General features: G+C 65.2%; 7 protein-coding genes. 3 read left to right on the top strand and 4 right to left on the bottom strand.

Annotated features, from left to right (window positions below; translation table 11 throughout):
* The coding region (locus KY389_RS13970; protein WP_246588145.1) for an IS5 family transposase at positions 1-453 on the top strand (453 nt) is incomplete at its 5' end.
* Between the two features lie 19 nt (positions 454-472).
* Here the strand turns inward: KY389_RS13970 and KY389_RS13965 are convergent.
* A complete protein-coding gene (locus KY389_RS13965; protein ID WP_219831597.1) occupies positions 473-1870 on the bottom strand; it encodes a hypothetical protein in 1398 nt (465 codons plus the stop codon).
* Positions 1871-2009: 139 nt separating this feature from the next.
* Between KY389_RS13965 and KY389_RS13960 the strand changes: the two genes are divergently transcribed.
* Complete coding sequence (locus KY389_RS13960) at positions 2010-3605, top strand: peptide chain release factor 3 (protein ID WP_219831596.1); 1596 nt, start codon at positions 2010-2012, stop codon at positions 3603-3605.
* A 31-nt stretch (positions 3606-3636) separates the two neighbouring features.
* Here the strand turns inward: KY389_RS13960 and KY389_RS13955 are convergent, their stop codons facing one another.
* Positions 3637-4122: a peptidase S1 gene (locus KY389_RS13955; RefSeq protein ID WP_219831595.1), complete on the bottom strand. Its 486-nt coding sequence runs from the start codon at positions 4120-4122 to the stop codon at positions 3637-3639.
* An 80-nt stretch (positions 4123-4202) separates the two neighbouring features.
* Positions 4203-4625, bottom strand: coding sequence for an OsmC family protein (locus KY389_RS13950; RefSeq protein WP_219831594.1), 423 nt, complete (start codon positions 4623-4625; stop codon positions 4203-4205).
* Between the two features lie 145 nt (positions 4626-4770).
* Here KY389_RS13950 and KY389_RS13945 point away from each other — a divergent pair, with 145 nt between their 5' ends.
* A complete protein-coding gene (locus KY389_RS13945) occupies positions 4771-5514 on the top strand; it encodes a CatB-related O-acetyltransferase (RefSeq protein ID WP_246588144.1) in 744 nt (247 codons plus the stop codon).
* Positions 5515-5523: 9 nt separating this feature from the next.
* On the opposite strand, the gene KY389_RS13940 is transcribed toward KY389_RS13945, so the two are convergent.
* Positions 5524-6684, bottom strand: a complete 1161-nt coding sequence (locus tag KY389_RS13940; protein ID WP_219831593.1) for a deoxyguanosinetriphosphate triphosphohydrolase — start codon at positions 6682-6684, stop codon at positions 5524-5526.
* Between the last annotated feature and the right edge of the window lie 54 nt (positions 6685-6738).

Here is a 6738-nt window from a genome sequence, read left to right as displayed (position 1 = left end):
TTGCCAGCCACGCTGTTCGTCCTCGTCTTCCTTGGCGGCAAGCTTAGCAAACTGTCCAGTTTATGGGGACCAGCTCAGCACGCCGTCACCGATGCGAAGGGGCGGCCGATCCGCTTCTTCATGACCGCGGGCCAGGTCAGCGACTACCTGGGCGCGGCGGCCTTGCTGGGCAGCTTGCCCGCCGCCGAATGGCTGATCGCCGACCGCGGCTATGATGCCGACTGGTTCCGGGAAGCGTTGAAAGACAAGGGGATAAAGCCTTGCATCCCAGGTCGGAAGTCCCGAGGAAAGGCTGTCCGCCACGACCGACGCCGCTACAAACGCCGCAACCGGATCGGGATCATGTTCGGCAGGCTCAAGGACTGGCGCCGCATCGCCACCCGCTACGACAGGTGCCCCAGGGGTTTCCTCTCTGCCGTCACCCTCGCCGCTACCGTCCTGTTCCGGCTTTGACAATCAATGAGCCTGGAGCCTAGGCGGCCATCGCCGGGGCAGGGAACTGCTCGAATGCGCTTGCCAGAAGGATCGTCCGTTCGAGGGCAAGGGCGAGGTCGTCAAACGATGCATGATCGTCTTGAACCCTGGACAGGGCCGCGCCCGTCAGTCGCCGGGCAAAGCGCAGGGCGCGCTGTGGCGGTGCTGCGCCATGGCGGCGCGCCTGCAGCACCAGCCTCATGAAGGCGCGTTCGTCGAGCCGGTCCGTCGCGCGGTTCCACTCCTGCCAAGCATAGGTCTGTCCTGTCAGGCGCACCGGCGCTCCGGCCAGCCAGGCCAGATCGGGCATGGCCAGCGGACGGTCCGGTTTCCAACCCAGATGACGGCGCAGGGCATGGGCTGCGATGGGGTCGCCAAAGACGATTGATGCCAGCCGCGCCAGCCGTGCCCGACCGGGCGAGAAGGATGATCCCGACAGCCGGTTGCGTCCCGTCGCCCGCAGGACCAGGACATCGCCCAGAAGGCGTGACCAAGGGTCAAGCCGCGTTGCCTGCAAGCGGTCCTCCATCCGCGCGGCAACAGCCAGCATCGCGGCGGTGATCGGCCTGACGGGCGGTAACAGCGGCGCAATGCGCCGGTTTGGGCGCGTCAGCTGAAAGGCCAGCAGCACCGACAGAGTGACGGTCATCCCCTGCGCCAGGGGCGTCGGGCCATCAGGGCGGCAAAGGCGGGTGGGAAAGCCGCCATCGGGGCCTTGCAGATCCAGAAGCCGGGTCACGAGCGCGGCCACATCCTGCTGCGGATCGACAAGAAGCAGGCCGCACAGGGTCTGCGCCAGGCATTGCGTGTCGCTCAGCTGGCCCGCCAGCCGCGCCCAATCACGCAAAGCCGCCAGCAGATCCCCATGCCGCGCGGCCGAGGACAGGCGCGGCAGGCCCCCTGCCTGACGCCACAGCGCCAGCAGCAAAGTCAGTCGTCCCGACAGGCAGTCGTGGTCGATCACCAAGGGCAGAGGGGCCAGCAGGGTTCCTTCGACATCGGGCGGGGGCGACGCACCGCAGGCCAGACGCAGCGCAACATCGCGGGCCGGATCGTCGGCCAGATCGGCCAGAGCCAATGCGCAGGCGGGATCGCCGGGTGCGATCAGGGGCGCGGCGAGGATCAGCGCAGGCGAGGCGGGCAGACCTGCCAGATGATCCAGTGCAGCACGGCGCGGCAGAGCGGGGTGCAGGCGTCGGTGGGCCAGCACCTCGATCGGCGAGCGCCGCCCGCTCAACGCGCCGATGACCGGACCGACGACAGCCGCCTGCGCCAGCGCGACAAGATCCGGATGGGTGGCGGGCAGTGGATCGGGCAGCGCCATGACCTGCTGGCACATCCACTCGACCGCGCGATGCCCCACCAGTCGCATCACCTGTTCCAGACCCTGTTCCATCGCAATACCGATACGGGGGATGGCGCGAGGATGCCGCGCCCGCGCGCATCGGCCAAGCGCGGGATAATGACAAAACGAGCCATTTCACCGCCCAAACGCGCGATTGCCTTGCGCCTGCGGGCACGGTAAAGCGCCCCTCATGAGCAACCGCCCCGAACTTCCGCCCGAAATCGCCCGCCGCCGGACCTTTGCGATCATCTCGCATCCCGACGCCGGCAAGACCACGCTGACCGAGAAATTCCTGCTCTATGGCGGCGCGATCCAGATGGCCGGTCAGGTCCGTGCCAAGGGCGAGGCGCGGCGGACGCGCTCGGATTTCATGAAGATGGAGCAGGATCGCGGCATCTCGGTCTCGGCCTCGGCAATGTCGTTCGATTTTGACGCATATCGCTTCAACCTGGTCGATACGCCGGGCCACAGCGATTTTTCCGAGGATACCTATCGCACGCTGACGGCGGTTGATGCGGCGATCATGGTCATCGACGGGGCCAAGGGTGTCGAATCGCAGACCCGCAAGCTGTTCGAGGTCTGCCGGTTACGCGACCTGCCGATCCTGACCTTCTGCAACAAGATGGATCGAGAAAGTCGCGACACGTTCGAGATCATCGACGAGATCCAGGAAAACCTGGCCATCGACGTGGCACCCGCATCCTGGCCCATCGGGGGCGGGCGTGACTTCATCGGCTGCTACGACATGTTGCGCGACCGGCTGGAACTGATGGACCGCGCCGACCGCAACCGCGTTGCCGAAAGCATCGCCATCGAGGGGTTGGACGATCCCAGGCTGGCCGATCACGTCCCCGCCGATCTCTTGTCGAGGCTACGCGACGAAATCGAGATGGCGCGCGAATTGCTGCCCGCCTTCGACCGGCAATCCTTTCTGGAGGGCCACATGACGCCCATCTGGTTCGGCAGCGCGATCAACAGCTTCGGCGTGCGCGAGCTGATGAAGGGGATCAGCGAATACGGGCCTCCGCCCCAGCCCCAGAACGCTGCCGGACGCCAGATCAGCCCCGAAGAAACATCGGTGACCGGATTCGTCTTCAAGGTGCAGGCGAACATGGACCCCAAGCACCGCGATCGGGTGGCCTTCGTGCGCCTGGCATCGGGGCATTTCCAACGCGGGATGAAGCTGACCCATGTGCGGTTGAAGAAGCCGATGGCGGTCACGAACCCGGTTCTGTTCCTGGCCGCCGACCGCGAATTGGCCGAAGAGGCCTGGGCGGGGGATATCATCGGTATCCCGAACCACGGTCAACTGCGCATCGGCGACGCGCTGACCGAGGGGGAGGCTCTGCGCTTCACGGGCATCCCGTCCTTTGCGCCCGAACTTCTGCAAACCGTGCGGGCGAGCGATCCGATGAAGGCCAAGCATCTGGAAAAGGCGCTGATGCAGTTCGCAGAAGAAGGCGCGGCCAAGGTCTTCAAGCCGGTCATCGGCTCGGGCTTCATCGTCGGCGTTGTGGGCGCGCTGCAATTCGATGTCCTGGCCAGCCGGATCGAACTGGAATACGGCATCCCCGTGCGCTTCGAGGGCAGCCAGTTCACCAGCGCCCGGTGGGTCAGCGGCCCCAAGGACAAGGTCGAGGCCTTTGCCAGTGCCAACAAGGGCCATCTGGCGCATGACCATGACGGAGATCTGGTCTATCTGACCCGCCTGCAATGGGACATCGACCGGATCGGACGCGACCATCCCGACCTGAAACTGACCGCGACCAAGGAGATGATGGTCTGACCCGGGACCGGCGCTGATCGGCGGCGGCGCGTCAGCTTTCGTCGAAGGTCTCGATCATCAGGATAGCGGCGCAGGTCTCTGGCTTGATCGTGCCGACCCAGATGTCGTAGAGCCCGCTTTCCGCAGCCGCGATGCGGACGACCGGGTTCAACCCGTCCTCGTCGTCGGAATAGACGTATTGCGCGTCTGGCAGGTTCACCATTAGCGTCGTGTCGCAGTCCGCCTGAACGCGGATATCGAGCAGCCGGCGATCACCCTGTCCGTCATAGTTCACGCTGAGGTCGGGGGCCTTGGCCACATAGCCGATCCCCGGCATGGACAGGCAAGAGGTCAGGCTTACCGGTCCGCCCGCGATCAGCGGCGTCTGGTAACGTGTGAACAGGCTGTCGGCTGTGGCCTCAATATGTTTGGGCGCGTGAAGCCGCCAGTCGGGGCACTCCTGGGCCTGCATGGCCGAGGGCAAGACGGCGATCACAAGGCCCAGGCAGAAACTCGGGCGAAGGCAGGATGAGAGCATCGGAAGGCCCCTGATGCGGCGGCTATTGCCCCTATCTGCCCATAGGCAGCCCTCTGATGTCAAATGCGAAAGCGTGCGCCTCAGGCCAGTTGGGCTTCCATCGTGATCTCGGCGTTCAGCAGCTTGCTGATCGGGCATCCGGCCTTGGCCTTTTCGGCCATCTCGCGCAACGTTTCGGGGTCGCCTTCGCCGCGGATCGTGGTGGTCAGATGTGCCTTCCTGACCGTGAAACCTTCGCCCTCCTTGTCCATCGAGATGTCCGAGCGGGTCTCGATATCGATTCCGGTGATGCCTGCCTGTTCCAGCATCATCGCCAGCGCCATCGAAAAACATGAGGCATGGGCGGCGCCGATCAGTTCCTCGGGGTTTGTGCCGGGGCCGTCCTCGAACCGGGTGTTGAAGCCGTAGGCCAGCCCGTCCAAAGCGCCCGACGCGGTCGAGACCGTGCCCTTGCCGCCCTTGAGGCCGCCTTGCCATTTCGCCGAACCGCTGCGGGTGATCATGGTGTGCTCCTTTTCGGTGGGACCGACGACAAACGCGGACCGAGCGATTTCGTTCAACACAGAGCCGCGCGGCCTCGGCAGGGACGATTTGCCCTTGTCTCGAAAGCCGTTATCTGGCCTGGGGTGAGGGCCAGAGGAGTGTCGAATGCCGGAAACGCTGGCGCAAAAGCAGGAACGATTTCTGGAACAGACCCTTGCGCTCGATCAGGTGCTGGATGCCGCCGGTCAGGCAGCGCGCGGCATCGTCCAACCGGCCGCGTTGAAACCCGTTCTGTTCGAAGAGGGTGCGCGGCTTGAAAGCCCGGCGATCACGGCCGACCGGCGGGTGTTCATCGGCGCGCATAGCTATATGAACGGCCAAGGCTATCTTCGCAGCAATGTTTTCATCGGCCGATTTTGCAGCATTGGCCGGCGCGTGACCATCGGTGCCGGGGGACACAGGATGACGGGCGTCTCGACCAGTCCGCTGCTGGACGCCGGACCGATGCATCGCCACTATGACGCGCAAGAGGTCGTAGCCCTTGGCCTTCCCGCGCAAGAGACCATCGGAAAGCCGACCATCATCGACTCTGATGTCTGGATCGGCGATGGCGCGATCATCATGCCTGGTGTCCATGTCGGAGTGGGTGCCGTCATCGGGGCCAACAGCGTCGTGACGCGCAACATCGCGGCCTATGCGGTCGTGGGGGGTGTTCCGGCGCGCCCGATTCGCACCAGGTTCGACGAGACCCTGTCGGCGCGGCTGCTGGCCTCGGCCTGGTGGGAGCTTTCGTCGGAGCGGCTGAAGCGGCTTCCGCTTGGTCACGTGCCGCGGTTTCTGGACGCGCTGGAGGCGCTGAGCCCGCAGGCGCGTGCCCCGCATTACGCGACGTTTGCCATCGCGTCGTGAGAGGCCCGATCAGCGCCCGAACAGGCGCTGATGCTCTGCGATGGCGTAGCGGTCGGTCATGCCCGAGACGTAATCCAGCACCAGACGCGCGCGCTCGGTTTCGTCATCCAGCGCGCGGGCGGATTGGTGCCATTGCTCGGGCATGGATTCGGGATGGGCCAGGTAATGCGGAAAGAGGTCGTTCACCATCCGCGTCACCGATTCGCGTTCGAGCACGACCGACGGCGCGCGATACATGCGCTGGAACAGGAAGGCCTTGATCGCCTTGATGTTCTGGTAAAGCGGCTTCGAGAAGCGGATGATCGGGCCGTCCATTGCGCGGATCTCATCGACATGCCGGGGTTGCAGGCCCGCAAGGCGGTTCTGGGCCACCGCGATCACGTCCTCGACCATGACGCCAAAGACGCGGCGCAGGGCCTCGTAGCGGCGGCGCGTCGGGTCGAGACCGGGATAGAGGGCGTCCACCTCGGCGAAGGCGGGGCCGATCACGGGCAGATCGGCCAGCTCGGCCTCGGTGAATAATTCTGCGCGCAGTCCGTCATGCAGGTCGTGGTGATTATAGGCCACGTCATCGGCCACGGCGGCGACCTGCGCCTCGGCGCTGGCATTGCTGTGCAGTTCCAGATCCCAGGTGGCGTTCACCTCGGCTAGGGCATAGGGCAGGGGGCCTGTCACCGGCCCGTTATGCTTGGCGATGCCTTCCAGCGATTCCCAGGTCAGGTTCAGCCCGTCGTAATCGGCATAATGCCGTTCGAGGCGGGTGACGATTCTCAGGGCCTGGGCGTTGTGGTCGAAACCGCCATAGGGTTCCATCAGCGCGGCCAGCGCATCCTCGCCGGTATGGCCAAAGGGCGGGTGGCCCAGATCATGCGCCAGGGCCACAGTCTCGGCCAGGTCGGTGTTCAGTCCAAGCGCGCCGGCGATGGTGCGAGCGACCTGGGCCACCTCGATCGTGTGGGTCAGGCGGGTGCGGAAATAGTCGCCGCGCCACGCCTCGCCATCATGTTCGACAAAGACCTGCGTCTTGTGCTTGAGCCGCCGAAAGGCCGAGGAGTGGATGATCCGGTCCCGATCCCTCTGCCAGGGCGAGCGGAAGGTGGACAGCTTTTCGGCATACAGCCGCCCACGGCTTTGATCGGGCTGGCAGGCATAGGGCGCGAGAGCAGTCATGGGCGTGGGGCTTTCTTGCGGGACATGCGCGGCGACCCTATATTCCGCCGCAAA

The organism is Paracoccus bogoriensis (assembly GCF_019431455.1).
Lineage (GTDB): Bacteria > Pseudomonadota > Alphaproteobacteria > Rhodobacterales > Rhodobacteraceae > Paracoccus > Paracoccus bogoriensis.
The sequence above is the reverse complement of the archived record's forward strand: the minus strand, read 5'-3'. Positions and strand labels throughout refer to the sequence as shown.